Raw genomic sequence first — 25,662 nt, 5'->3', positions numbered from 1 at the left:
GCTGGCGATCGACAAAAAGTAGCCGGGGTCGCAACTTAGGCGAGAACGAAGAACCCAGCGAGCCGGGACGGGGATCGATGGTGGGGGCTGCGGATGAGTACTATTCAGCTTGTGGATATTTCGAAGAGCTATGGCAGCTTCGTTGCCTGCGCGAACATCAATCTGTCGGTCCGTGAAGGCGAGTTCGTCACGATCCTCGGGCCCAGCGGTTCTGGCAAGACCACGCTGCTCACCCTGATCGCGGGCCTTTCCGCACCAAGCTCGGGGCAGATCCTTATCGGCGGCCGAGATGTCACCTTCGAGCCCTCGGGTAAACGCAATGTCGGACTGGTGTTTCAGAATTACGCGCTGTTTCCGCATCTGACCGTCTATGACAACGTGGCCTTTCCCCTGACGGTGCGGAAGCTCAGCGCTGGCGACATCGAGCGCCGCGTGGCCGAGGCACTCGATAAAGTGCGCCTCGTCGGCTTCGAAAAGCGCAAGCCCGCCCAATTGTCAGGCGGCCAGCAGCAGCGGGTTGCGCTTGCCCGAGCCTTTGTCTTTCAGCCCTCGATCCTCCTTCTCGATGAGCCCTTGGGCGCACTCGACCGCAAGCTGCGCGAGCAGGTACAGGTCGAACTCCGGCAATTACAGAAATCACTCGGCATCACCACAGTTCTGGTCACTCATGACCAGGAGGAGGCGCTCTCGCTCTCCGATCGGCTGATCGTCCTCGACCAGGGGCGCATTCAGCAGATCGGTACACCGGAAGATGCCTATCTGCGCCCCGCCAATCTCTTCGTCGCGGATTTCCTGGGCACCGCCAATGTGTTCAAGGGAAAGGCCGAGAGCCATGGCGAGGGATACCGGCTGCAGCTGAGGGAGGGGACTGCCATTCCGTGTCCCAGCCCGCCGGCGGGCGTGCAAGCAGGTGATCTCAGCTTGATCGTGCGACCGGAGAACATGGTGGTTCAGCCAGCGGAGGGCGGATCGCCGTTGCGGGCCAGGGTGATCGACGTGATCTATCTGGGCCAGACGGTCCGCTACCAGCTCGATGGGTGCCATGGCGCGCCGCTGGTCGCGATCGTGCCGGGCAATCGGGCGCGATTCTCACCGGGCGAGATGGTGAGCCTCGATTGGCAGGCTCAGGATTCGTGGTTCGTCACGGAGTGACGTCTGAACGACACGAGACCGCGAGCAGGCTGAGAATGATTGGCTGGGGCGCCAGGATTCGAACCTGGGATCACGGGACCAAAACCCGTTGCCTTACCGCTTGGCCACGCCCCAAAAGACGGGCGCGACCATAATCATTCTCGCGCCGTGACGCAATCATGGGAATGCGATTTTACCCGACCTTGACAGACGGGTTGCGATCCACGCGGCACGGCGCTATATAGCCGCCATCGATCGGCGGAGTGTAGCGCAGCCTGGTAGCGCACCTCGTTCGGGACGAGGGGGTCGCGTGTTCGAATCACGCCACTCCGACCATTCGGGCTCAGTTTGGGGCTCAGAAACGATCGATCAAGACTCGGGCGCCTCTCCGATGAGGCGCCCGACTTCTCCTTAGCCAGGCCGTCACGAGCCTCTGGGGTCCAGCTTTCTGCCTTCTTAACACCTCAATTGTGCTGTTCTTCGGTTGTCCAATATTCTGCTGCGCATTCCGCGTCTGAGGCGTATGCTGGGCATGGAATGCTTCGGCAGCGCATGGGTCCTTCAGAAACGAAGCTGCCTAGCATTATAGGACAGAGAGGCCGACGCTGAGCGAGCACTGCATAACGTCGCGGACTGTGGTGCCGGGCCAGATCACGATACCCGAGAACGAGGCCGATCGGCTGGCTGTGGTGAGACGCTACGACCTTCTCGATTCGGCAAGCGAGCCGGCGCTGGATCGGATCGCCGGCTTGGCCGCGCGCCTGACGGGAACTCCTATGGCGCTGGTGACGATCGTCGATGACAGCTGGATCTGGTTCAAGGGACGGCACGGGCTCGACCTGACACACAGCCGGCGCGAGCCTGGCCTTTGCGCCTCGGCAATCTTCGGCCGAGGACCACATGTTATCGGCGATACGCAGGACAACCCAATCGCCGCGACCAATGCGCTGGTCGCGGGCGCAGAGGGCGTGCGCTTCTATGCCGGGCTGCCGCTGATCACGCGGGATGGGCATGCGCTTGGGTGCCTGTGTGTCATGGATCGTGAGCCGCGTGGGGCCTCGGAGCAGGAGCTCAGCCTGCTTGAGGAACTCGCGGCCATGGTCATGGATCAACTCGAGCTGCGCCGTTTGGCACAGAGCGCAGTGGCGCGCGTCGCGGAAGTGATGGCCGACAAGGACCGGGCTCTCGAACGCGCCGAGCTGATGAAGCAGGAGACCGACCACAGGATCATGAACAGCCTGCAGCTCGTCTCAAGCCTCCTGTTGCTGCAGAGCCGGTCGGTGGACAATCCGCAAGCCGCCGAGCATCTCAGAAGCGCGGCCAGCCGGGTGTCGACGGTGGCGCAGGTTCATCGCCATTTCTATCTCGATACATCGATCCAGAACGTTCCCTCGCTCACCTATCTGCGCAATCTCTGCGCCGGGCTTTCCGAGATGCTGCGGCTGAACGAGCTCGCGGTCGAGGGAGATGAGATCCATATTCCCGCCAAGCAGGTCGTCCCCATCGGCCTGATCGTGAACGAGTTCGTGACCAATGCCGCCAAATATGGCGGTGGCCGCATCACGGTGGCGCTCAAAGCCGCGCCGGATAACGGCTATGTCCTGTCGGTTACGGATCAGGGGCCGGGCCTTGCCGAGGGCTTCGATCCGCGGCGGAAGAGCGGCCTGGGCATGAAGGTGGTGCGCGTGCTGGCCCAACAGCTCGGCGGGCGGCTGGCCGCGGGCCCCGGTCCCGATGGACGGGGCGCGCAATTCTCCATCAAGGTGAGCCCGCCGGCGAGCTGATCCGGGGCGTTGTCGCATCTTCTTCACGCGAACCGGTATCCACTTCGCTCGAAAATGCTTTAGCGGCGACCCGTGAGACTTCCCAGAATGCCGCGGACCAATGCGCGTCCGATCTGGGTGCCGACCTGGCTCGCCACATTGCGGACGATGCGCTGAGTGATCGTGTCAAGGGTGCTGCTTACGGCGCTCTGCGGTTGTTTCGCGGCGGCAACTTCCTGGGCGGCGGTGGCTGCCTGCTGTGCCTTCTCCTGCGCCCGTTTGGTGAGGATCTCATAAGCCGACTCACGATCGACCGGTGTCTCGTAAATACCATAGACCGGGCTTGCGGAGATCAGCTTGCGGCGCTCATCCGGCGTGACGGGGCCAAGACGGGAGGATGGCGGCCGGATCAACGTTTTCTGGACCATCGAGGGTACGCCCTTGTCGTCAAGCAAGGATGTGAGGGCCTCGCCGGTGCCGAGCTGGGTGATCGCGGTCTCGGTGTCGAGGTCGGGGTTCTGACGGAAGGTCGTGGCTGCCGCCTTGACCGCCTTCTGCTCGCGTGGCGTGTAGGCGCGCAGGGCATGCTGGACGCGGTTGCCGAGCTGGGCAAGCACGGTATCGGGCACGTCCATGGGGTTCTGGGTGACGAAATAGATGCCCACGCCCTTTGAACGGATCAGCCGAACCACTTGCTCGACTTTTTGAATGAGTGCGGGAGGTGCCTCATCGAAGAGCAGATGCGCCTCATCGAAGAAGAAGACGAGCTTCGGCTTGTCGGGATTACCGACTTCAGGCAGCTGCTCGAACAGCTCCGACATGAGGGAGAGCAGGAAGGTGGCATAGAGGCCCGGCGCCTGCATCAGCTTGTCGGCTGCAAGAATGCTGACATAGCCCCGGCCATCGGGCGTCGTGCGCATGAGATCGGAGATCGAAAGCGCCGGCTCGCCGAAGAACTGATCAGCCCCCTGCTGCTCGAGCACGAGCAGACGGCGCTGGATGGCACCGATGGTGCTGGCGGTGACGTTGCCATATTCAGCACGCAGCTCGTCGGCACGACCGGCGAGATCCGTCAGCATCGCGCGCAGATCCTTCATGTCGAGAAGCGCCATGCCTTCCTGATCGGCAATGCGGAAGGCGATGTTCAGCGCCCCTTCCTGCGCCTCGGTCAGGTTCATCAGGCGCGATAAAAGAAGCGGCCCCATTTCCGACATGGTGGTGCGAACGGGGTGACCCTGTTCGCCATAGAGATCCCAGAAAATGGTGGGAAAGGCTTCAAACCCGTAGTCATCCATGCCGATCTGCTTGGCGCGCGCGACAAGGGCGTCATTGGGGGCGCCGGGTTCGGCAATGCCGGAGAGATCGCCTTTAACGTCGGCGGCGAAGACGGGGACCCCCGCCTTGGAGAAGCCCTCAGCCATGATCTGCAGGGTGACGGTCTTGCCGGTGCCGGTTGCGCCCGTGATCAGCCCGTGCCGGTTGCCGAAGCGCAGCAGTAGATTCTCGGGATGGATGCTCTGTCCAATGAAGACCGAATCAGCAGCAGCTACCATTTTTGCACAGCCCTTATTGCGATCAGATCGTTGGCGCCCGATGCTCTGGCAAACGTGTTACAAAACTGTGCGCCGAGCACTGCTGCCATCAGCTCAAGTCATACAGAATTAAGCAAGGCAGGTAAAATCCTCGGCCGTGGTCAAACGGCAGCAAGCGGAGAGGCTGACATGGAAGAGCTGATCAACAGGGTCTCGACCCGGCTGGGAATCGACAGGGCGCTCGCAGAGCGCGCCATCGGGATCGTGCTCGGTCTCGTTCAGCAGCACGGGGACAAGGCGAAGGTGCGCGAGATGTTCCAGCAGCTTCCGGGTGCCGATGCCCTGGCTCAGCACTATGGCGAGCGGCGGGGCGGGCTGTTCGGAGCTCTGACGTCCATCGCCGGACCCATGGTGGCCCTCGGCAAGCTGAAAGCGGCAGGACTTGATACTGCGCAAAGCCAGGAACTCGGGAAGGAAGTTCTCGCCTATGCCAAGGCGAAATGTGGGGAGCCGCTGGTCAAAGAGGTTGCATCCTCCATCCCGGGACTTTCCGCATTCGTGTGAATAACTCATCCAGGGATTTGCGGAGCAGCGGCATTGGCGTTTTAAATCAAGTAAAATAAGCCCAAGATAAGAAAAGGGGCGGGGAGATGGGGCGTTCGAATGCGCGCCTGGATGGGATAGGCGAGCCGTTTCTTGCTGCTCTCAGCGAGGTCGGCATCAAAAACCGCGAGCTTCTCCTAAACAGGGCAAAAGACCGGCGCGGACGGCGGCAGCTGGCCACTGAGACCGGCATTTCCGAGGCGCTCATTCTGCATTGGGTCAACACGGCTGACCTCATGCGTATTCGCGGTGTCGGCCATGATTATTGCGAGCTGCTGCGCGCGACAGGCGTGGATACCGTAAGGGATCTTCGCCACCGGAACGCCAGCAATCTGGCTGCTGCCTTGCAGGAGGTGAATGCCCGGCAGCGTCTCGTGCGCGAGGCGCCAGGAGAAAAGCGGGTGGCCAGCTGGATCGCGCAGGCAAAGCTGCTGCCGACGGTTATCACGCATTAGGCCGGTATGCTTCTCGCCCAAGGCGCCGGCTCATGAAGCGAGGGCATCTCGATGCCTGGTTTGGGTCAAGCCTGCCCTGATTGCGCCATCAGGGTCTTGCCGATGTCTGCCACCGCTGTATAACCCACGGGTCAAATAGGTCCACGACCCCAGAGACAGGGCGGTGCAATGTCCGGTTCCTTCGACCAGCTCGATTTTCCTATTCCCACCCGGGATGAGTGGCTGAAGCGCGTTGAGGCGACACTCAAGGGCGCGGACTACAAGAAGCGGCTGGTGTGGAAAACCGATGACGGGCTCGAGGTCGACCCGCTTGGCGGGCCTTGGGTGAAGGTTGCGCCGGAATGGCCCGGGATTGCGCCCTTCACTCGTGGAGCGCAGCCATTGACTATGTCCGCGAGGCCTTGGATCGTGGGGCAGGTGATTTCCGACCACGACCCGGTTCAGGCGAATAAGGCGCTGCTGGAGGGGCTTGCCAATGGCGTAGGGTCGGCTGATCTGCTCATTGCGGAGGATGTGCAGGCAGCTGGCATCGATGTGTGGAGCCGAGGTGATCTCGACACGGTTCTGAAAGGCGTGTTGATCGAGGCGGTGCCTGTGCGTCTTGAGGGAGGTGCGAGGGCGCTCGAGCTCAGCGGGCTGATGCTGGATCTGTGGGAGGCACGCAACATCGCCCCGGCGGACCGGCGCGGTTTCCTCGGAATAGACCCTGCGGGAACACTGGCCAGACGCGGCGAGCTCTGCGGGACGGTGGACGAGCATTTGGCCGCGGCCGCCAAGATCGTCCAAGGGGTGCGCGGCTTTGGCGATGTCCAGGTGCTGCATGTGGATACGCGCGCCTATCACGCGGCGGGCGCCACCGAGGGGCAGGAGCTTGCGGTCGCGTTGTCCACCGGGGTTGCCTATCTGCGCGGGCTCGAGGCTGCAGGCCTGTCACTCCAGGATGCGTTCCGCGCGATCGGATTTACTCTGGTGAGCGATGCGGATGTGACCACCAGCATTGCGAAACTCCGGGCGTTCCGGCGCCTGTGGGCACGGGTGAGCGAAGCGTGCGGCGTTGAGGCACAGCCACCGCGCTTAGGCGTCGAGACCGCCGCACGCATGATGACGCGGCGGGATCCGTGGGTGAACATGCTGCGGGTCACGGCCGCCGCATTCGCGGCGGGGGTTGCCGGGGCCGAGTGGATCATGGTGGCGCCCTATAATGCGGTGATCGGGGTGCCGGATGATTTTGCCCGCCGTATCGCCCGCAATGTGCAACTGATGCTGCAGGAGGAATCCGGGATCGGCAAAGTGGCTGATCCTGCCGGCGGCGCGTGGGCGATCGAGAGCCTGACCGATGCGCTGGCAGAGAAGGGCTGGGCCCTGTTCCAGGACATCGAGGGCAAAGGCGGGATTGCCGCGGCGCTGGCAAGTGGTGAAATCCAGACCACGATCCGCGCCGTTGCCGAGCAGCGGGCAAAGGACTATGCCCGCCGCAAGCGCCTGGTGACCGGTGTCTCCGCCTTTCCGAAGCTCGATGAGGCGCCACCCACGCTGGCAGCGGCCACTGCGCGACCGGCGGTTGCGCCGTCCGCCCCGGCTTTTGCAGGAGAGACGAGGGTTGAGCCCTTGCAAACCCGCCCACTTGCTGCGGATTTCGAAGCCTTGCGCGATGAGGGCGATGCGATCGCCGCGGCAACGGGAGAACGCCCGGCCATCTTCCTTGCCAATCTGGGCAGGCTCGTCGATTTCAATACCCGCGCCACCTGGGCGCGCAACCTGTTCGAAGCCGGCGGCATAGCCGCGCTGGCCGGGCGCGGCGCCGGAAGCCCCGCGGAGGCGGCCCAGGAATTTCGCGAGGGCGGCGCCAAGGTTGCCATTCTCTGCTCTACGGATGCCCTCTATGAGAGCATGGCAGCGGATACGGCGAAGGCGCTCAAGGCTGAAGGCGCGAAAGCCGTTTTTCTTGCCGGCCGCCCCGGAGATGCCGAGGCGACCCTCAAAGAGGCCGGCGTCGATGGCTTCCTCTTCGAGGGGGCCGACGTCCTTGCAGCGCTGAGAGGCGTCTATAATATCGTAGGGGTAAAGGTTTGACGCAGGGCGGGACGAACAGCCGCCGTCGTCCCGCGCGGATCATCCGCATGCCCCAAAAGCCGGCCATGATTGTTGCCAGACTGCAGCCAGAAGAGACAGGCCAATGACCCAGATCCCGGATTTTACCACCGTATCGCTGAAGACGGATGGTGATGCCGCCACCGCCGCGACCTGGCAAGCGGCCGCAGAGGCACAAGCGGGCGAGGACGGGGTCGGGGCGCATGTCTGGACGACGCCGGAAGGGCTGGCGCTCAAGCCATCTTACGGGTCGGAAGATCTCGAAGGGCTCGATTTCATCAAATCGCTGCCAGGCATCCCTCCCTTTCTGCGCGGGCCTTACCCGACCATGTATGTGACGCGGCCATGGACGGTCCGGCAATATGCGGGGTTCTCGACGGCTGAGGATTCGAACGCGTTCTACCGGCGTAATCTGGCGGCTGGTCAAAAGGGCCTGTCAATCGCCTTCGATCTAGCAACCCATCGCGGCTATGATTCCGATCATCCTCGCGTGGCGGGCGATGTGGGAATGGCCGGGGTTGCCATCGATTCCATTCTCGACATGCGCACCTTGTTCGAGGGCATTCCCCTGGACGAGATGAGCGTCTCCATGACCATGAATGGCGCGGTGCTGCCGGTGCTCGCGCTCTATATCGTGGCTGCGGAAGAGCAGGGCGTGCCGCCGACCAAGCTGTCCGGGACCATTCAGAACGACATTCTCAAGGAGTTCATGGTCCGGAACACCTATATCTATCCGCCCAAGCCGTCGATGCGGATCATCTCCGACATCTTCGCCTATACTTCGCAGAACATGCCGAAGTTCAACTCGATCTCGATCTCCGGCTATCACATGCAGGAGGCGGGGGCGACGGCGGATCTCGAGCTCGCCTATACGCTGGCCGATGGTGTCGAATATGTCCGCGCCGGGATCGATGCGGGCCTCAGTGTCGATCAGTTCGCGCCGAGGCTCTCGTTCTTCTGGGCGATCGGCATGAATGTCTTCATGGAAGTGGCCAAGATGCGCGCGGCGCGGGCGGTCTGGGCCAAGCTGATGAAGCAGTTCAACCCAAGAGATGAGCGGTCGCTTTCGCTGAGAACGCATTGCCAGACCTCCGGCTGGTCGCTGACTGCGCAGGATGTGTTCAATAATGTGACCCGGACCTGCATCGAGGCGATGGCGGCCGTTTACGGCGGCACCCAGTCGCTGCACACCAATGCGCTGGATGAGGCGCTGGCGCTGCCGACGGATTTTTCCGCCCGGATCGCGCGCAATACCCAGCTTTTCCTGATCCAGGAGGCGGGCACCACCAAGTTCATCGATCCCTGGGGCGGCAGCTATTTCGTCGAGCGGCTCACGCATGATCTCGCAGAGAAGGCGCTCGCCCATATCGCGGAGGTTGAAGAGCTCGGCGGCATGGCGCGGGCCATCGAGGCGGGCGTGCCGAAGCTGCGGATCGAGGAGGCGGCAGCGCGCACGCAGGCGCGTATCGACACCGGCGCCCAGACGGTGGTCGGGGTCAACAAATATCGGGTTGAGGAAGACCGGCCGGTGGAGATCCTGAAGGTCGACAATTCGGCGGTGCGGGCACGCCAGCTCGAGAAGCTGGCGCGGCTCAAGGCGGAGCGCGACGAGGGAGCGACCCAAGCGGCGTTGGAGCGGCTGACCAATGTGGCGGGGGGCCAAGGTAATCTTCTGGAGGCCGCGGTCGAGGCGGCGCGCGCCAAGGCCACAGTCGGAGAGATCTCGGCCGCCATGGAGAAGGTCTTCGGGCGGCATGTGGCAGAGATCCGCGCAATCCAAGGTGTCTATCGCAGGGAGGCGCAGACCATGTCCAGCGATGTCGATAGAGCGCGGAGCAAGATCGACGCCTTCGCCGAGGCTGACGGCCGGCGGCCGCGCATTCTCGTCGCCAAGGTCGGGCAGGACGGGCATGATCGCGGCCAGAAGGTGATCGCGTCTGCCTTCGCCGATCTCGGGTTCGACGTCGATATCGGTCCACTGTTTGCAACGCCGGAAGAGGTCGCCCGACAGGCGGTCGAAAATGACGTGCATGTGGTGGGCGTTTCGTCGCTTGCCGGTGGGCATCTCACCCTCGTGCCCGAACTCAAGAAGAGCCTCGAGCAGATGGGGCGGCCAGACATCATGATCGTGGTCGGCGGGGTGGTGCCGCCACAGGATTATGACGAGCTGAGGTCGGCGGGCGCTTCGGCAATCTTCCCGCCCGGCACCAATATTGCGGAAGCCGCCATGGGGTTGATTGATACGCTTTGCCGCCGGCTTGGCTATGCGCAGGCGGCGGAATAGGCCCGTCATCGAGCGGGACTAGTCTAGTCTAGACAGGCGCGAACCGTATCACTTGGCTTGAGAAGTGCGCTGAGACATAAGAAAAAGCCCTACGCAAGGTAGGGCTTTTCACATTAGATTATAGAAATGTGCAAAGTGGACCCGGTGTTTTGGCCGGGATCCAAATTACCTGCCGTTCCGGCGCCGCTTCTTCTGGCCGAGACCCATCTTCTTGGCGAGATCCGACCGGGCCGCCGCATAGTTCGGCGCCACCATCGGATAATCAGCGGGAAGACCCCACTTCTCGCGATACTGTTCAGGCGTCATATTATACTGCGTGCGCAGATGACGCTTCAATGACTTGAACTTCTTTCCGTCTTCAAGACAGACGATGTAGTCCGGTGTAACGGAACGACGCAGCGGAACAGCCGGCTTGAGTTCCGCCGCCTGTTTCTCCTCTGGCTCCAAGGTGCCGGTCAGTGCCCGATAAACATCCTTAATGAGCCCAGGGAGGGATTCCGACGGTACTGCGTTATTCGCCACATAAGCGGCAACAATCTCGGCCGTCAGTTCAGCGAGTTCACCTGTGTCCGTGGCAGGACTACTGCTTACCGATGCTTCCATTACTCTCCCAAAGCTCCTTCGTAATCCCATGTTCTCATCCGCAGCCCGCCTGGCTCATCTGGGTTGTGCCTCCCCGCCAACCAACGGCTTTGCCGTCGCGAACGACGTTCACAAACCCTCTCATTTCGTTGAGCTCTCAGCGGGTCTGCGACCTTTCAGGTGTAAGAACCCGACTCGTTGCCCTAACTATGTGCAACAACGAATGCTTATTGCAGAGAACCGAAATGCATTCAAGCAAAACACAACAGACTGCGACAGAATTGCATGGGCCATTGCGTTGTGTTTCGTTTACTCCTTGTCGAACGGGTAGGCGTCTAACCTATGCATCTCTTTATGGTAACGACCGGATAAATGGTCAACACCAGCACCTGCCCATGGCTTTACACCAGCCCAATAGGCGGCACGCGCCAAGAGATGTGCCGAAATCGGTGCGGTCAACACGAAGAACAGAATACCGACAACCGCACGGATGGTGATGTCAACGTCTGAAAAATGAACCGCTACGGCAGCAAAGAGGAAGCCAATGCCAAGAGTTCCCGCCTTACTCGCGGCGTGCATGCGAGCATAGACATCGGGAAAGCGCAGAATTCCGACCGACGCGCTGAGACAGAGGAAGCATCCAAGAAAGATCAGGACGGCTGTGAGAAGTTCGATCATGGTCGCGTCCTGTCTTCAGTGGACGGACCGGCGTCTTGTGGGTGGTCTGCGCTCTCTTCGCGGGACGAGCCATGGCGATTAAGGCCGCGAAACATGACATAACGGGCGAAGGCGACAGTGCTGAGGAAAGCCACCAGCCCCAGTGAAATGGCGACGTCGAGAAAGGCGCCGATCCCGTTTCGCACAGCCAGCAGAAGAATGAAGGCGGTGGCGAGGGTGGTGAGCAGATCGAGGGCGACAACCCGGTCGGGCAAAGTCGGCCCTTTGATCAGGCGAACGAAAATAAAGCCGAAGCCTGCGAGAAGGGCTGCAAAGCCGATCGAGACGGACCAGGCAAGTATGTCGGAGGTGGCCATTATCTGAGCGCCTCACGCACCTGCCGCTCAAACCCGGTGGCAATATCACGCCTGAGGCTTTCAATATCGGGCGCATCAAGGGCGTGGATGTAAAGCGTGCTGCGATCATCGGAAACGTCGACGCTCAGGGTGCCGGGGGTCAGCGTTATGAGGTTGGCCAGAAGGGTGATCTCGCGGTCGGACCTGACGCGCAGAGGCAGGGCGACGAAGCCTGTCTCATATTGCGGCGATGCTGTCCAGACCAGCTTCACAACTGTCCATGTGGATTTCGTCAGCTCGATAAGAAATGTCACGGCGAGCTTGAGAAGAGACCATGTGCGGCTGAGATAACGCCGGGTCGAAAACTGTTCACGAACCAGCCAAAGCGCTCCGGCGCCGAGCAGAAAGCCGAAGAGAAAATTGGCGATCGTGAAGGTGGCGGTCACCGCCACCCAGACGAGGGCCAGCACGAGATTGAGCGGCAGAAGCGCGGTCATGGCCCAGCTCCCAGAACGGCGGCGACATATGGTCCATAGTCGGCAATCCCACGCGCCGCACCATCTGCAAGACCGTAGAGCGTGCCAGGTAAAAGGCCAAACACGAGGACAAGCGCGGCGATCGCCAATATGGGCGTGAGAGTTGCGAAGGAGGTTTGCGGGCCGGGCTGCTCCCCGTCCTCGGAGAGGTGGGATGCTCCCCAGAAAGTTGCGGCAAAGGAGCGGGCGATCGCGATGGTGGTCAGGAAGCCCGAGATAAGCACCGCCGCCGCCGCCCAGCCCAGATGCTGCGCGAGGCTCTCCCGGACCAGGGCAAATTTCGGCCAGAAACCGGAGAAGGGGGGCAAGCCGGCAACCGCAAAGCCGAGCACCAGGAAGAGGATGGCGAGCGCGATCTGGTCGTCATATAGGCTGGCGGACGAGCCGGAGGTGGGCACAGTCTTCCTTGCTCCATGCACAAGGCCGGAGAGAAGATAGAGCCCTGCCATCACCAGCATGGATTGGACCATGTAGAAGGTGCCTGCGGCGCGCGCGTTCTCGGTGCCTAAGGAAAATCCCAGCAGCATGTAGCCAATTCCGGCGACCACGAGGAAGCCGAGCATCGGGCGCATGCGGTGCTGGGCGACTGCGCCGGCAGCACCGAGAAGCATGGTCAGGCCCGCCGCCCAGGTGAGGGTTAGGGGGACAAAGCCCATGCCGCCCGCAAAGACGGCGGTGAAAATCCGATAGATGCCGTAGACGCCAACCTTGGTGAGCAGGGCCGCAAAGAGGGCGGAGGCCACGAATTTCGGGGTGTGATAAGACGCCGGAAGCCAGAAGAACAAAGGAAAGGCCGCAGCTTTCATGGCCAACGCGACCAGATAGAGGGCAGCAATAACGGTCAGAAGGTTCTGATGGGGATAATTGGCTGCTTTGGCCACGAGGTCGGCGAAATTCAATGTGCCGACGGCACCGTAGAGCAGGCCGGTGGCGATGAGGAACAGGGTGGTCGCCACCAGGTTGAGGAAGGCGTATTTCACCGCGCCGTCGAGCTGCAGGCGCGTGCCGCCCAGAATGATGAGACCGAAGGACGAAATCAGCAGGATCTCGAGCCAAACATAGAGATTGAAGATGTCGCCGGTGAGGAAAGCTCCGTTCATGCCGCCGACCAGCACCAGCAGCATGGGATAGAAACCGAAGCGGGTTGCCACCTCATCGATATCGGCAAAGGCATAGAGGCAGCAGGCGAGCGATACGAAGGTTGCCGCGAGCGCAAGCACAGCGCCCAGCATGTCGGCGGTGAAGCTGATGCCGAAAGGCGGCAGCCAATTGCCCATGGTGAGCGACATGATCCCATGATCACGGACGTGGACGAGCAGGGCGATGTTCAGGGCGAGCTCAAGAAGCAGAACGAGGAGCGCGAACCATCGCTGCATCGCGAGCCTGCCGCGTAGGGCGATTGCCAGCGCGCCTGCCGCCAAGGGCAATATGGCGGGAAGAATAGCCAACCAGGTCACCGGGGAGAGCGCCGCTTGGTTCATCGGGCTTCTCCTTCTGTCGGAGACCTTGCCTCGGCGAGCTGCATCTCATCGGAATCGTCAGTGCCCAGATCTTGGTAGGCGCGGTAGCTCAGCACGAGGACATAGGCAAATAGCGAAAAGCTGATCACGATCGCGGTGAGGATCAGGGCCTGGGGCAGGGAATTGGCGATCTCACCGATCGGGGTTTGCTCGCCTTCGGGCACGATCGGGGGCACTGTGCCGAGAATGCGGCCGGCGGTGAAGATCAGGAGGTTGGTGGCATTGCCAAGAGTGACCACGCCAAGGAGCAATCGCACAAGGCTGCGCGAGAGCAAGAGATAGACGGAAATGCCGAACAGGCCAGCCACAGTGAGGGAGAGCAGGGACTCCATCAGTCAAAGTCCCTTTCTTCCAATGCGAAAGCTATGCTGGTGATCGCGCCCACCACGACGAGCCACACCCCGATGTCGAACAGCATTGGAGTCGAGAGGTAGACGGTGGTGATCTCGGACAGACGCACGGACCACCAAAGACCGGTGAGAAAGGGCAGATCGAGCGGAAAAGAGGGCAGGCCGCTCAAGCCCGCCAGGAACGCGCCGGTGCCGGCAATCGCGATAGGGTGGGCGACAAGGGCACGCCGGGCCGAGTCCACGCCGCAAGCGATGCCGTAAAGGGTGAGAGCTGAGGCCGCGATCAGACCGCCAATGAAGCCGCCACCCGGTTCGTTATGGCCGCGAAGAAGGACGAATACCGAGAACAGCACCATGATCCCGGTGAGCAGCGGAACAACCGTCCGCAGAATTACCGTGCGCATGAGGATGGCCTTTCATTCGCCGCGGTGGCTTCTGCCGCAGTGGTGCCCGCCGGACTGGACCTGCGATGACGCATTCGGATTAAGGCCAGGGCTGCCAGCCCCGACATGAGCACGACGGTGATTTCGCCGAGCGTATCGAGGCCGCGGAAGTCGACCAGGATCACGTTCACGATATTGTGGCCATGGGCCGCGGGCACGCTGTTCTCGGCAAAGAATGTGGAGAGCGCGAGGTCGAGCGGCTGTTGGGTGAGCGAGATCAGGGTGACGCCTATTCCGACGGCCACAGCGAGGGCAATCGCACCATGAACGACGCGATCCGTCAGGCCGCGGCGATCGCGCAGATCGAGCCGCAGACGGGTCATCACCAGGGTCAGGATCACAACGGACAGGATCTCGACCATGAACTGGGTGAAGGCGAGGTCTGGCGCGCCGTAAATGAGGAAGAGGAGGGCGATCGCGACGCCTTGAACACCGAGCGCAATGATCGCGTTGAGACGGCTCTTCACCACGACGACCGCTGCGGCGCCAGACAGGCCAAGGATCATGATCGCGATGGCGTGCAGATTGGGAACAAGCTTCTGTGGCTCGACCAGCGGCGCTGCCAGGGGAACGCCGTAGACTAGAATGGGAAGCAGCAGGGCCAGCGCGAGGACGGTAAAGGTCATCAGCATGTAGACCCGAAGCCGGCCGGGCTGGATGATGCGGACCACGAGGCGGGTCAGCCGCACGAGGCCAGCAAGCGCCACATCATAGAGCTGGTCGGCCGTCCAGCCGAGACTTGAAAGACCCGCGGTGATCACTGCGCGCAGGCGAGGCAGCAGGATATAGGCCGCAAGACCCAGTATCAGGGTAATCAAGCTCAAAAGGAGTGGCAGGTTCAGCCCATGCCAGATCGCCAGCTCGAGGGACACGGGGCGGCCAATAATCGCGCCGGTCATTCCGGATGCAAAGGCATCACCAAAAGGGCCGGGGAACGCGCCGGCGAAGAGCCCGGCAAGCGCGAGCAAGGCCGGGCCGATGATCAGGGCAGGCGAGGCCTCATGCGGCAGAGCAGGAACATTGGGGAGGGTTCCGGAAAATGGTGTCCAGACGACCGCCAGGGCTGCAGCCACCATGAGCGCATTGCCCAGAAGCATGATGATGGTGGCGGGGCCGAACTCACCGGCTGCATAGATCGTCTCTTTCGCGATAAAGCCAAGCAGCGGCGGAAGCCCGGACATCGAGAGCGCGGCAATGATGCCGACGACGAAGGTGAAGGGCATCGCCTGGCGAAGGCCACCGAGAATGGTGATATCACGCGTGTGCGTCTCATGGTCGATGATGCCCGCAATCATGAACAAGGCGCCCTTGAACAGGGCATGGGCAACGAGATAGAGCGCTGCGGCCTCGATGGCGGATTCCATCCCAAGGCCGAGTAGCATGACCAAAAGGCCAAGCGAGGCGACGGTGGTATAGGCGAGTATGAGCTTAAGATCGGTCTGCCGGATCGAAAGCACAGCACCAACCAGCAGGGTGACGGCACCAAAGGCGACAAGCAGGGTGGTCCAGAGCTCGGTTCCGCCGAGCGCGGGGGTGAGCCGCATCAATAAATAGACGCCCGCCTTCACCATGGTCGCGGAATGGAGATAGGCGCTGACCGGGGTTGGCGCCTCCATGGCATTGGGTAGCCAGAAGTGAAAGGGCACCTGCGCCGATTTGGTGAAGGCTCCGAACAGGACCAGGATGAGGAAGGTGGCATAGAGGGGATCGCCCTTGAGCAGTTCTCCTTGCGCATTGAGATGGGAAAGCTCCCAGCCTCCCGTGGTGAGCCCCATCGCGATCAGACCCGCCATCAAGATCAGGCCCCCGCCACCAGTGACGATCAAGGCCTGTACCGCGGCCCGACGGGAGGCGGCGCGCGCATGGTCGAAGCCGATGAGCAGGAAAGAGGTGATCGAGGTGAGCTCCCAGAAGATGAAGAAGGGGGCGATGTTGTCCGCCAGGACCAGGCCCAGCATGGAGCCCATGAACATCAGCAGCACGCAGAGAAAGCCGCCGCGGCGCGGATTTTCCTCGAGATAGGCACCGGCGTAAATGACGATCAGCGCACCAATGCCGGTGATCAGAAGCGCAAAGACCAGACTGAGGCCGTCCAGGCGAAAGGAAAGGGCGATGTCCAGCTGGGGCAGCCAGGCGAGCGATTCGGTGATGACATTGCCGCCGGCAATCTCTGGAATGAAGCCCATGAAATAAATGAGGAGCGCGACCGGCAACAGGGCCAGAAACCAGCCTGCCGTCCTGCCGGCCGCGCGCGATACGAGGGGAGCGATGCCCGCCACGACGAAGCATGAGATGATGGCGGACAACATGTGAGCTTCTTTCCCCTCTCGGCAATTGCAAAGTGTCGATCCGCAAAATGAGGCGCAAAGGCATGGGCATTCCCATGCGCTCAGTCAGCAATCAAGCGCGATCGAGATAATTCGGGCTCTTATATCCAACAGGTTTTGCTGAGCCAACGGCATTCGGCGCCGCATATGACAGATTCGAGCAGCAGCTCACGATCGGCGCTCAAGAAGGCTGATGAATGAGGAAAGGCAACAAGGGGCTGTTCAGAGGGCCGATCCTTGAGTATCGGTCCACCATTCTCACCTGCCCTGGACAGGACTTCATGAAGATCTATCCGACGCTGGCCGACCTTGCGGCAGATCAAGGAACGGAAATTGGCGTGAGCGACTGGCTCACCATGACGCAGGACCGGATCAACCGGTTTGCGGATGCGACCGATGACCACCAATGGATCCATGTGGATCCAGAGCGGACGCGGGCCGAGCTCGACATGGAGCCGATTGCCCATGGCTATCTCACGCTGTCGCTGATCCCGTATTTTACCAGCCAGATCTTTACGGTGACCTCGGTGAAGCGATTGATCAACCTGGGGGCCAACCGACTGCGTTTCACTGGGGTGGTGCCCGTGAATACGAGGTTGCGTGGGCGGGTGACGCTGGCCAAGGCGGTGTTGAGCAGCAGCTCGCTGCGGACCGTTTCCGAATTCACCGTGGAGCGTGAGGGCGTGAAGAAGCCGGTGGCCATCGCCGAATTGCTCACCATATTCTACGAATAAGGCGTCGTTTGCCGAGATACGTCCGAAAAGGTCCTGTCATGTCCGATCCGAAGCAGCCGAAAATCAAAAAAACCGACGCGGAGTGGCGCGCCGAGCTGACGCCGGAGCAGTTTGCGGTGACCAGGTCTTGCGGCACGGAACCGCCGTTCAGCCACCCGTATAATTTCGAGAAGCGGCAGGGGGTCTATACCTGCGTGTGCTGTGGCGCGCCGCTGTTCGAATCCAAGACCAAATACGAATCGGGCTCGGGATGGCCGAGCTTCTATGAGCCGATCGCCGATGAGGCGGTGGCGGAACATGAGGATCGGTCGCATTTCATGGTGCGCACCGAAGTGCGGTGCGCAAATTGCGGTGCACATCTCGGGCATGTGTTTCCGGATGGCCCGCAGCCAACGGGCCTGCGCTATTGCATGAACGGGACCGCCCTCAAGCTCAAACCGGAAGAGCCGTCGCAGGAGTAAAGGACCAAGTTATCCTCGCAGCCCGCGGCTCCATTAGAAGATATCGCTAGATCCGAAAACCGGACCTTGGACATTCGCGTCAATCTCATTCCGCCGATCCCTGAAGGGTGCCCCAAACAGGGCCGGCTTCTGGAAGACACCTGCCCTATGACTTTGCAAACTGCCCAAGCGCTTAGCGCGCCTAAACATCCCCATGTGACCCAGATCCATGATGTGACGCTCGAGGATCCCTTTCACTGGCTACGGGCGGAGAATTGGCAGGAGGTGATGCGAGATCCGGGGGCGCTCGATCCCGAAATCCGGGCCTATCTCGCAGCGGAGAACGCCCATGCAGAAGCAGAGCTCGCCCATGTGGAAGGTTTTCGCGACAGGCTCTATCGCGAGTTGCGCGGGCGGATCAAAGAGGATGATTCAGGTGTGCCGGCGCCGGATGGGCCGTTTGCCTATTTTTCTTCCGCTATGAGACGGGCGCGGAGCATCCGGCCTATTGCCGGCAGCCCCGCGAGGGTGGTCCCGTCGAGGTTTTGCTGGATGGCCACAGTCTAAGCGAAGACCGCGCCTTCTTCCGGTTCGGCGGGGTCTCGCACAGCCCCGATCATAAGCTGGTGGCTTATGGTTTCGATGAGACGGGTGGCGAATATTATACGATCCGCATCAGGGATACCGAGACCGGACGCGATTTGGAGGATGTCATCCGCAACACAACGGGCGGCGCCGTTTGGGCCAGCGACGGCAAGACGCTGTTTTATACGTGGAATAATGAACGCCATCAGCCATGCCGGGTTTACCGGCACAGGCTGGGAACACCGGGTGACCAAGACATTCTGGTTTATGAAGAGCAGGATCCCGGATTCTTCGTGGGGGTCGGCGAGACGCAGAGCCAGCGCTTCATCAAGATCAATGCGCATGATCACCAGACATCCGAAGTCTATCTCATCGATGCGCAGGCTCCAGATCTGGCGCCGGTGCTGATCTCGCCGCGCGAGACGGGCCATGAATATTCCGTCGAGCATCATGAGGACCGGCTTGTCATTCTCACGAATTCGAATGGTGCCGAGGATTTCAAGGTGGTCGAGGCCCCCATCGATGCGCCCGGCCGGGAGAACTGGCGCGAGCTGATCCCGCATGAAGAGGGGCGGTTCATTCTTGGGATTCTGCCGTTCAAGGCGCATCTGGTGCGGCTTGAACGCTATGAAGGGCTGCCGCGGATCGTCATCCGCGAATTCGCCAGCGGTGCGGAACATGCCATCACATTCGCGGAAGAGGCCTATGCGCTCGGTCTTGGCGAAAACCTCGAATATGAGACGACCACGCTGCGCTTCACCTATTCGTCGATGACCACACCAGGACAGGTGTTCGACTATGACATGGCATCGCGGCAAAGGGTGCTGCGCAAGACCCAGGAGGTGCCGAGCGGCCATGACCCCGCGCGTTACTTGACGCGGCGGCTGTTCGCGCCGGCGGAGGATGGCGAGCTGGTGCCGGTCTCCTTGCTCTATGCCAAGGACACGCCTCTCGATGGCTCAGCGCCCTGTCTTCTCTATGGCTATGGTGCCTATGGCATCACCATTCCGGCCGCGTTCAATGCAAATTGGTTGTCGCTGGTCGACCGCGGCTTCATCTATGCAATCGCGCATATACGCGGCGGCAAGGACAAAGGGTATCGCTGGTATCGCAGCGGCAAGCATCTCAAGAAGAAAAACACCTTCAAGGACTTCATCGCCGCTGCAAAACACCTGATCCGAGAGGGCTATACGAGCCAGGGCAATATCGTCGCCTTGGGTGGAAGCGCGGGCGGCATGCTGATGGGGGCCGTTGCCAATATGGCGCCCGAGCTTTTCCGCGGCATCATTGCCGAGGTGCCGTTCGTGGATGTGCTCAATACGATGCTCGACGCCAGCCTGCCGCTGACGCCGCCGGAATGGCCGGAATGGGGTAATCCGATCGCATCGGAAGAAGATTTTCGCTATATTCTGTCCTATAGCCCCTATGAGAATGTGCGGGCGCAAGCCTATCCCCATATTCTCGCGCTGGCGGGCCTGACGGATCCGCGGGTTACCTATTGGGAACCGGCCAAATGGGTGGCAAGGCTTAGGGCAACCAAGACCGACGATAGCCTGCTGCTGTTCCGAACCAATATGGAGGCGGGACACGCAGGTGCGGCGGGACGATTCGACCGGTTGAAAGAAGTGGCGTTGATCTATGCCTTCGCTTGCACGATAACGTCGCGAGCAGAATGAAGTCCGATTGGAGAAACAGATGAGCCAAGCCCTGCGCAGCCAGGCGGGAGCCAAGCCGGCGAGCGTTGATCACGACAAGGTGCCATTTGATTGGCAGGATCCGCTCGGCCTCGAGCATTCGCTGAACGAAGAAGAGCGGATGATCCGTGACAGCGTGCGCAGCTATGCGGAAGCCAAGCTGATGCCGCGCATCCAGTCGGCCTTCCGCGAAGAGCGGTTCGACCGGGAGGTGGTGAACGAGCTCGGCGAGCTCGGCCTGCTGGGCGTGATGATCCCTGAGGAATATGGCGGGGCGGGGCTCAACTATGTGGCCTATGGGCTTGCGGCACGGGAAATCGAGCGCATCGATTCAGGCTACCGGTCGACGATGAGCGTGCAGAACTCGCTGGTGATGCACCCGATCTTTGCCTATGGCACGGAAGAGCAGCGTCGCAAGTATCTGCCCAAGCTGGCCTCCGGCGAATTCATCGGCTGTTTCGGTTTGACGGAGCCAGATGCCGGTTCGGACCCCGGTGGTATGAAGACGCGCGCTCGCCGCGATGGTAACGGCTTCGTGCTCAATGGGGCCAAGATGTGGATCTCCAATGCGCCCGTCGCCGATGTGGCTGTGGTCTGGGCGAAGCTCGAAGATGAGGGGATTCGCGGGTTTGTCGTCGAACGGGGGACGAAAGGTTTCTCAACACCGACGATCGAGGGCAAGTTTTCGCTGCGGGCATCAATCACCGGCGAGATCGTGCTTGAGGACTGCTTCATCCCCGAGGCGAATCTGCTGCCCAATGCCAAGGGATTGTCGGGGCCGTTCGGCTGCCTGAACAAGGCGCGTTACGGCATCGCCTGGGGCGCGATGGGGGCTGCAGAGTTCTGCTGGCACGCCGCGCGGCAATATACGCTTGACCGTCACCAGTTCGGAAAGCCGCTCGCCGCAAACCAGCTGATCCAGAAAAAGCTCGCGGACATGCAGACCGAGATCACGCTCGGCCTGCATGCGGCGCTGGCTCTGGGCCGGGCACTGGAGGAGGGGCGTGCAGCTCCGCCGGCCATCTCGCTGCTCAAGCGGAATAATTGCGGCAAGGCGCTGGAGATTGCGCGGATGGCCCGCGACATGCATGGCGGGAACGGGATCTCGGATGAGTTCCACGTCATCCGCCATCTGGTCAATCTCGAGACCGTGAATACCTACGAAGGCACGCACGACGTACACGCATTAATTCTCGGCCGGGCTCAGACGGGTATCCAGGCGTTTCAATAAACAAGCTGGGCCCGGTTGCATCCGGGCCCATACCGCCCTGCTCACAAACGGTTGGGACTTGTGCTCGTCCGCTAACCGATTCATAAGGATTCCCAGAGGGTGTCTTACTGATTCGTTGAGCGGGAACTGCCTTGGGTTCGGGATCCACACACGACACATTCAGGGCACAGCTGATCGTCTCAGAGCAGCGGCAGTTGTATGATTACTGGAGTGCCCGCAGCGGTGACAGGCCGCTTCCAGCACGATGTGATATCAATCCGGCTCATTTTCCCAAACTGCTTCCCGGTATCAGCCTGATCGACGTGACACGCGATGATCAGCGTTTCAGGGTGCGGCTTGCCGGCACAAGGCTGCGCGACATCTATGAGCGGGAGATCACGGGCCTCTATCTCGACGAGCTGGATTGGGGCGATCGGCGAGACTACTGGGTTTCGGCTTATGAGCGGGTGGTCGGCACCGGGAGGCCAGCGCAGGGCGTGGTACGGGGGCCACGGGCGTCGAAAGAGCATCTGGTGCAGTTCTGGCTACGGCTGCCCTTGTCGTCAGACTGCAACCGGATCGATATGATCCTTTGTCACGACGCCTTTGTTCCCGCCGTTGATCTGCATGCGCCGTTGGACAATCCAGTCTACGGAGCGGCGAAGGTCCTCGCCTTCGAGCAGAGCCAGTAGGCTAATCGCCAGGCCTTAGACGGCAGCCTCGCCGCAGCATCGGCAGCTGCCCGGACGGTGCATCGCTCGTTAGAACGACCAAGCTCTCCAATCGTTGGTTCGGCAGGCTTCTCGCTCCGAATTCCATCGAGCGTGGCCTCCATTCTTGTCTGTTCAGAGATAATCGATACGCATCACCAAGCGCGCAATCCAATGCGGCGCAACATCGTAACTCACGTCATCCTCTGCTGAAAAGGGCACCAGGATAAATCGATCGTCGGTGCCGCTGCGGATCACCCGGCGCAACAGAATGACGCCATGGTCAAGCGCGACCAAAGCATCGCATGAACGAACTCCTGCCATATCGAGGCCCTCAAGGCGATTGCCAATGAGGATCGATCCGCGGGGGTAGGGGCCGATAGGCTCACTGACGCGAACGGCCACTGGCTGGATTGCTGGCACATCAATGCTAAACCGTTCGGCCTCCTGACGTTTTGCATGGAGCTGACCGTTACGGCCGAGCTCGCCGAGAAGCTCTATGCCAGGCCGGTCGCCGCCACCGATCAGCTCGGCCGGAGAGACGCCAAATGCCCGCGCGAACCGCTCGAGCCAATCTGTAGAGAGGGTGACGGCCCCTGTCTCGAGACGCTGCACCGTTTGCGGTGTGGTGGACAAACGGTCGGCCAGGGCCTTGAGGGTCCAGCCCCGCCGATGCCGGAGCTCCCTAATCCTGGTCTCCATTTCGCAAGCACCTTGCCGCGTATTATAAGCGATCTCTCGCCTACAACTTATCCCCGTACGTATTGGATCGGGTAATAATTTCAGCGTTAAGGTTACATGTAAAGAATTGAAATCATCCCGAGCTGACAGTCTTGGGATGATTCAAAATGTTGCGGCGGGAGAACAGCAATGGTCGGTATTCAAACCTTTGATGTGGTGCAATACGGAAGAATACATTGCCATGATGGTGTGGGGAAATTTAGTTCAGGGATTGGGCATTCTGTAAAAGGATTGACCGCCGGCTCGGAACTCACTTCGCTGCACGGCTTCATCATTTTCGTCGTATGCAGCGCCTATCGCGTGCGGCGATCCGAACTCGCGGCTTCGACCAGATGCCAGGCCAGGGTGGCGCGGGCGCGTCAGATTGCGATGTATCTCGCCCATGTTTCCTGCGGCCTCACACTCACGGAAGTGGGGCGGCTGTTTGGTCGGGACCGCACGACAGCCGCGCATGCCTGCCGGCAGATCGAGGATCAGCGGGATGATCCAGATGTGGACCTCGCGCTCACCGCTCTGGACAGTGCACTGAACAGATGGCGGACCACCGCATGGCAGCCTCGGTCGGCATGAGGGCTAGAATGGCTGCGAGCGAACATAAGGTCATCCGGAGTGCCGAAAGGATTTTTCCGAAACTGGCGACGGGCTCCCGGATCTTCCGGAAGAAGAGCATCGAAGGACGCGAGGGGTGGCGCCTGGTGCCGCCTGAGACGGAGCGACACAGCATCGAGCTCGATGGAGAGATCGTATCGGCCTGGCTCGCCAAGGACTGGCTTTGCCTGGACGGCGATGTCGCCGAACTCTCACAAGCTGGCCGCGCTTGGTTGCGACGGCACAATGCGGGTAAGGCGGACCCCTATGAGGCGCAGCACCAGCTCTTGAGACGGCAGCGGATCCGGCAGGATGACGGAAATTGGCAGGAGGTGACGGTCAATGCGGCGGAAAATCCGCTCACCTGGCTCGCGCGCCGCAAGGATGCAAACGGGCAGCCGATGATCACGGCAGAGCAGGTGGCAGCCGGGGAGAGATTGCGGCGGGATTTCACGCTGGCCGGCATGAGCCCCTCGATCACCTCACGATGGGATGCTTCGGTGGTTGGCAATGGCGGACATCATTCGAGAGCGGCAGGGGCAGGCGAGCTTCAGGATGCTGTGATTGCCGCCAAGGCGCGCTTGAATGCGGCGCTCGATGCGATCGGGCCAGAGCTCACACGGGTATTGCTAGAGGTGTGCTGTCTTGCGAATGGGCTGGAGGCAGCGGAACGAAGCTTTGGATGGCCGCCGCGCTCAGCGAAGATCGTGCTGCAAATCGCACTAACACAGCTCGCGCGTCATTATGGGCTGATCGGGCGAGCGGAACGCCGCCAGGGCGCAACGGTACGGAGCTGGGGCGCTGAGGGGTATCGACCCAGCCTCTGAGGCAGAGCAGTCATGCCGCCGAGTACGGGCCTGCCGTATGCATCCCGCGTGCCGTCTTCGGTTTTCCATGAGCGTGATCTTTCCGTGCGTGCCGGACTCGCGTCCCCGCATCGGTTGGAAATCATGCTCGGGAAGGATGGAAGGCTGCGATGGTCAGGCAAGAGCGGCCTGGGCATCGGCGCGGATCCTGCTCACCATGGCGGAGAAGCCGTTGGACCGCTGCGGGGTCAGGTGTTCACGAAGGCCGAGCCTCGAAAAGACTTCCTGCGGATCAACGGCAAGAACTGCGCGAGCATGGAGGCCGGAGTAGATGGTGAACAGCACCGCAATCAAACCTTTGACGATATGCGCGTCACTGTCCCCCTCGAAGGTGAGCACGGGGTCGGTGGGGTTCGATTTATCAACATGGGTTGCGAGCCAGACCTGGCTTGCGCAGCCGCGCACCTTGTTTTCGCCGGTGCGAAGCTCATCAGCGAGGGGAGGCAGATCGCGGCCAAGCTCGATGAGATAGCGATAGCGCTCTTCCCAGTCGTCGAGCAGCTCGAAATCTTCGATCAACCGATCGACGGCCGCGCGCTGCGCGGAAGCTGAAGCATGGCTCAGGGTGTCAGTCATAGGCCCGAGATAATGCGTTCCGAAGGCCGCGACAAGCGCAGAGCAGGGGTGGCTTTGAGAAATGCTTATCCGCTCATCCGGCGGGACCTGCCGGACCGCGCCAGGGAACCAGGAGATCGCGCTCGGTCAGGGTATCGGATTGGTTCTCAAGGCGGTCGCTGCGTGGACCAGTGCCGCCTTCCATTTTCGAGGTTTCGCGGGCCGTGGCGTTCTGGTCGCGCGGGATGAGCGGGGATGCCTGCTCGCGAGAGCCATTCAGCCAATCATAGGCGGCGCCGATGATGAACAGGGACTTTCGCTGGAATGTGGTCCATAGCTCGTGCCCTATGGTGCAGACCACCGGCTGGCGACTGCAGATACCCGATACATCGTAGGCCGCCGAAACGGCCGCATCCACGAACTGGCCGGTCGAGACCTGAGACTGGGGCGCAGGTCCCGTCGCCTCGGGGGCGTCATTGCCAACCGGCAGGATCATGATGATGACGACGAGAATGAGAAGGATCCGAAACAAGGACATCATCGCGCATCCCGATCATCATGGCGAGTTTCAACAATGCGGGGTCGAGAACCCTGTCGCCACAGCAAACACCCGGCACCACCCCTTCCGCAGTTCCGACGCATAAGCTCTCTGGCGCGTTTCATTCAATCAGCCTACATACCATTGTCTCGTTGGAGAATAGACGAGACAATTTCACTAAAGTTGTCGAAAGGGCTTATTGCCCGGTGCGAGAGTAGGGTTTCGCGTGTTAAGGTTCAAACTTCATTAAGCCAAGCAGTGCAAATGTCATGACGGGTGCGCTTGCCTGGCGGCCCGGTGAGTATCGTGATTTGTCCCATGCGAACCAACTTCCGTCATCAGTGCCTTAAGGGGATCGGCAAGGCTCGGGC

Annotated in this window: 24 protein-coding genes, 2 tRNA genes and 1 pseudogene; 14 read left to right on the top strand and 13 right to left on the bottom strand. The window is 61.2% G+C overall.

Going from position 1 to position 25,662, the window contains the following annotated elements:
- The first annotated feature begins 93 nt into the window (after window positions 1-93).
- Window positions 94-1,152, top strand: coding sequence for an ABC transporter ATP-binding protein (locus RCF49_RS04835; RefSeq protein ID WP_342642910.1), 1,059 nt, complete (start codon window positions 94-96; stop codon window positions 1,150-1,152).
- Between the two features lie 40 nt (window positions 1,153-1,192).
- Here RCF49_RS04835 and RCF49_RS04830 read toward each other — a convergent pair.
- Window positions 1,193-1,266 (bottom strand) — tRNA-Gln (locus tag RCF49_RS04830).
- A gap of 124 nt (window positions 1,267-1,390) precedes the next feature.
- Here RCF49_RS04830 and RCF49_RS04825 point away from each other — a divergent pair.
- Together RCF49_RS04825 and RCF49_RS04820 are read left to right on the top strand one after the other, a co-directional pair.
- Window positions 1,391-1,467 (top strand) — tRNA-Pro (locus tag RCF49_RS04825).
- Window positions 1,468-1,769: 302 nt separating this feature from the next.
- A complete protein-coding gene (locus RCF49_RS04820; RefSeq protein WP_342642909.1) occupies window positions 1,770-2,915 on the top strand; it encodes a histidine kinase dimerization/phosphoacceptor domain -containing protein in 1,146 nt (381 codons plus the stop codon).
- Between the two features lie 59 nt (window positions 2,916-2,974).
- Here RCF49_RS04820 and RCF49_RS04815 read toward each other — a convergent pair whose 3' ends face one another.
- Entirely contained in the window at window positions 2,975-4,447 is a 1,473-nt protein-coding gene (locus RCF49_RS04815; RefSeq protein WP_342642908.1) for a helicase HerA-like C-terminal domain-containing protein, read from the bottom strand.
- On the opposite strand from RCF49_RS04815, the gene RCF49_RS04810 reads away from it, so the two are divergent.
- From RCF49_RS04810 to scpA, 4 genes are all read left to right on the top strand, one after another.
- Window positions 4,403-4,990 (top strand): DUF2780 domain-containing protein, encoded by a 588-nt coding sequence (locus tag RCF49_RS04810; RefSeq protein ID WP_342642907.1) that lies wholly within the window; start codon window positions 4,403-4,405, stop codon window positions 4,988-4,990. The genes RCF49_RS04815 and RCF49_RS04810 overlap by 45 nt on opposite strands.
- Before the next feature lie 86 nt (window positions 4,991-5,076).
- Window positions 5,077-5,484, top strand: a complete 408-nt coding sequence (locus RCF49_RS04805; RefSeq protein ID WP_342642906.1) for a DUF4332 domain-containing protein — start codon at window positions 5,077-5,079, stop codon at window positions 5,482-5,484.
- Between the two features lie 168 nt (window positions 5,485-5,652).
- Window positions 5,653-7,557: a methylmalonyl-CoA mutase family protein gene (locus tag RCF49_RS04800; protein WP_342642905.1), complete on the top strand. Its 1,905-nt coding sequence runs from the start codon at window positions 5,653-5,655 to the stop codon at window positions 7,555-7,557.
- 103 nt (window positions 7,558-7,660) lie between these two features.
- Complete coding sequence (gene scpA, locus RCF49_RS04795) at window positions 7,661-9,859, top strand: methylmalonyl-CoA mutase (RefSeq protein ID WP_342642904.1); 2,199 nt, start codon at window positions 7,661-7,663, stop codon at window positions 9,857-9,859.
- Window positions 9,860-10,024: 165 nt separating this feature from the next.
- Here scpA and RCF49_RS04790 read toward each other — a convergent pair whose 3' ends face one another.
- From RCF49_RS04790 to RCF49_RS04755, 8 genes are all read right to left on the bottom strand, one after another.
- Window positions 10,025-10,462, bottom strand: a complete 438-nt coding sequence (locus RCF49_RS04790; RefSeq protein WP_342642903.1) for a MucR family transcriptional regulator — start codon at window positions 10,460-10,462, stop codon at window positions 10,025-10,027.
- Window positions 10,463-10,750: 288 nt separating this feature from the next.
- On the bottom strand, window positions 10,751-11,119 hold the full coding sequence (mnhG, locus tag RCF49_RS04785; RefSeq protein ID WP_342642902.1) for a monovalent cation/H(+) antiporter subunit G: 369 nt from the start codon (window positions 11,117-11,119) through the stop codon (window positions 10,751-10,753).
- Window positions 11,116-11,475 (bottom strand): cation:proton antiporter, encoded by a 360-nt coding sequence (locus RCF49_RS04780; RefSeq protein ID WP_342642901.1) that lies wholly within the window; start codon window positions 11,473-11,475, stop codon window positions 11,116-11,118. The genes mnhG and RCF49_RS04780 overlap by 4 nt, the downstream gene beginning before the upstream one ends.
- Window positions 11,475-11,951 (bottom strand): Na+/H+ antiporter subunit E, encoded by a 477-nt coding sequence (locus tag RCF49_RS04775; protein WP_342642900.1) that lies wholly within the window; start codon window positions 11,949-11,951, stop codon window positions 11,475-11,477. The genes RCF49_RS04780 and RCF49_RS04775 overlap by 1 nt, the downstream gene beginning before the upstream one ends.
- On the bottom strand, window positions 11,948-13,471 hold the full coding sequence (locus RCF49_RS04770) for a proton-conducting transporter transmembrane domain-containing protein (protein WP_342642899.1): 1,524 nt from the start codon (window positions 13,469-13,471) through the stop codon (window positions 11,948-11,950). Before RCF49_RS04770 ends, RCF49_RS04775 begins: the two co-directional genes overlap by 4 nt.
- The gene (locus tag RCF49_RS04765) at window positions 13,468-13,842 is read right to left on the bottom strand and encodes a Na+/H+ antiporter subunit C (RefSeq protein WP_342642898.1); all 375 of its coding nucleotides are present in this window, start codon (window positions 13,840-13,842) and stop codon (window positions 13,468-13,470) included. Before RCF49_RS04765 ends, RCF49_RS04770 begins: the two co-directional genes overlap by 4 nt.
- Window positions 13,842-14,264 carry a Na+/H+ antiporter subunit B gene (locus RCF49_RS04760; protein ID WP_342642897.1) on the bottom strand — a complete coding sequence of 141 codons (423 nt, stop codon included), beginning with the start codon at window positions 14,262-14,264 and terminating at the stop codon, window positions 13,842-13,844. The genes RCF49_RS04765 and RCF49_RS04760 overlap by 1 nt, the downstream gene beginning before the upstream one ends.
- Window positions 14,252-16,612, bottom strand: coding sequence for a putative monovalent cation/H+ antiporter subunit A (locus RCF49_RS04755; RefSeq protein WP_342642896.1), 2,361 nt, complete (start codon window positions 16,610-16,612; stop codon window positions 14,252-14,254). Before RCF49_RS04755 ends, RCF49_RS04760 begins: the two co-directional genes overlap by 13 nt.
- 215 nt (window positions 16,613-16,827) lie before the next feature.
- Between RCF49_RS04755 and RCF49_RS04750 the strand changes: the two genes are divergently transcribed.
- The 5 genes and pseudogenes from RCF49_RS04750 (at window position 16,828) to RCF49_RS04730 (ending at window position 21,985) form a co-directional block, all read left to right on the top strand.
- A complete protein-coding gene (locus RCF49_RS04750) occupies window positions 16,828-17,364 on the top strand; it encodes a MaoC family dehydratase (RefSeq protein WP_342642895.1) in 537 nt (178 codons plus the stop codon).
- A gap of 38 nt (window positions 17,365-17,402) precedes the next feature.
- Window positions 17,403-17,825, top strand: coding sequence for a peptide-methionine (R)-S-oxide reductase MsrB (msrB, locus tag RCF49_RS04745; RefSeq protein WP_342642894.1), 423 nt, complete (start codon window positions 17,403-17,405; stop codon window positions 17,823-17,825).
- A gap of 147 nt (window positions 17,826-17,972) precedes the next feature.
- Window positions 17,973-20,065: pseudogene (locus RCF49_RS04740) on the top strand (S9 family peptidase).
- 19 nt (window positions 20,066-20,084) lie between these two features.
- Complete coding sequence (locus tag RCF49_RS04735) at window positions 20,085-21,314, top strand: acyl-CoA dehydrogenase (protein WP_342642893.1); 1,230 nt, start codon at window positions 20,085-20,087, stop codon at window positions 21,312-21,314.
- A 194-nt stretch (window positions 21,315-21,508) separates the two neighbouring features.
- Window positions 21,509-21,985 carry a PAS domain-containing protein gene (locus RCF49_RS04730; protein ID WP_342642892.1) on the top strand — a complete coding sequence of 159 codons (477 nt, stop codon included), beginning with the start codon at window positions 21,509-21,511 and terminating at the stop codon, window positions 21,983-21,985.
- A gap of 153 nt (window positions 21,986-22,138) precedes the next feature.
- Here RCF49_RS04730 and RCF49_RS04725 read toward each other — a convergent pair whose 3' ends face one another.
- Window positions 22,139-22,705: a helix-turn-helix domain-containing protein gene (locus RCF49_RS04725; RefSeq protein WP_342642891.1), complete on the bottom strand. Its 567-nt coding sequence runs from the start codon at window positions 22,703-22,705 to the stop codon at window positions 22,139-22,141.
- 270 nt (window positions 22,706-22,975) lie between these two features.
- Here RCF49_RS04725 and RCF49_RS04720 point away from each other — a divergent pair, with 270 nt between their 5' ends.
- Both RCF49_RS04720 and RCF49_RS04715 read left to right on the top strand, forming a co-directional pair.
- On the top strand, window positions 22,976-23,314 hold the full coding sequence (locus RCF49_RS04720) for a helix-turn-helix domain-containing protein (protein WP_342642890.1): 339 nt from the start codon (window positions 22,976-22,978) through the stop codon (window positions 23,312-23,314).
- A gap of 8 nt (window positions 23,315-23,322) precedes the next feature.
- The gene (locus RCF49_RS04715; RefSeq protein ID WP_342642889.1) at window positions 23,323-24,159 is read left to right on the top strand and encodes a DUF6456 domain-containing protein; all 837 of its coding nucleotides are present in this window, start codon (window positions 23,323-23,325) and stop codon (window positions 24,157-24,159) included.
- Window positions 24,160-24,312: 153 nt separating this feature from the next.
- Here the strand turns inward: RCF49_RS04715 and RCF49_RS04710 are convergent, their stop codons facing one another.
- On the bottom strand, window positions 24,313-24,774 hold the full coding sequence (locus tag RCF49_RS04710) for a SufE family protein (RefSeq protein WP_342642888.1): 462 nt from the start codon (window positions 24,772-24,774) through the stop codon (window positions 24,313-24,315).
- A 73-nt stretch (window positions 24,775-24,847) separates the two neighbouring features.
- Window positions 24,848-25,294, bottom strand: a complete 447-nt coding sequence (locus tag RCF49_RS04705; RefSeq protein WP_342642887.1) for a DUF5330 domain-containing protein — start codon at window positions 25,292-25,294, stop codon at window positions 24,848-24,850.
- Window positions 25,295-25,662: the final 368 nt, after the last annotated feature.

Source organism: Rhodoligotrophos sp. CJ14 (assembly GCF_038811545.1).
Classification (GTDB): domain Bacteria; phylum Pseudomonadota; class Alphaproteobacteria; order Rhizobiales; family Im1; genus Rhodoligotrophos; species Rhodoligotrophos ferricapiens.
This window is presented reverse-complemented; position numbering and strand designations above follow the sequence as displayed.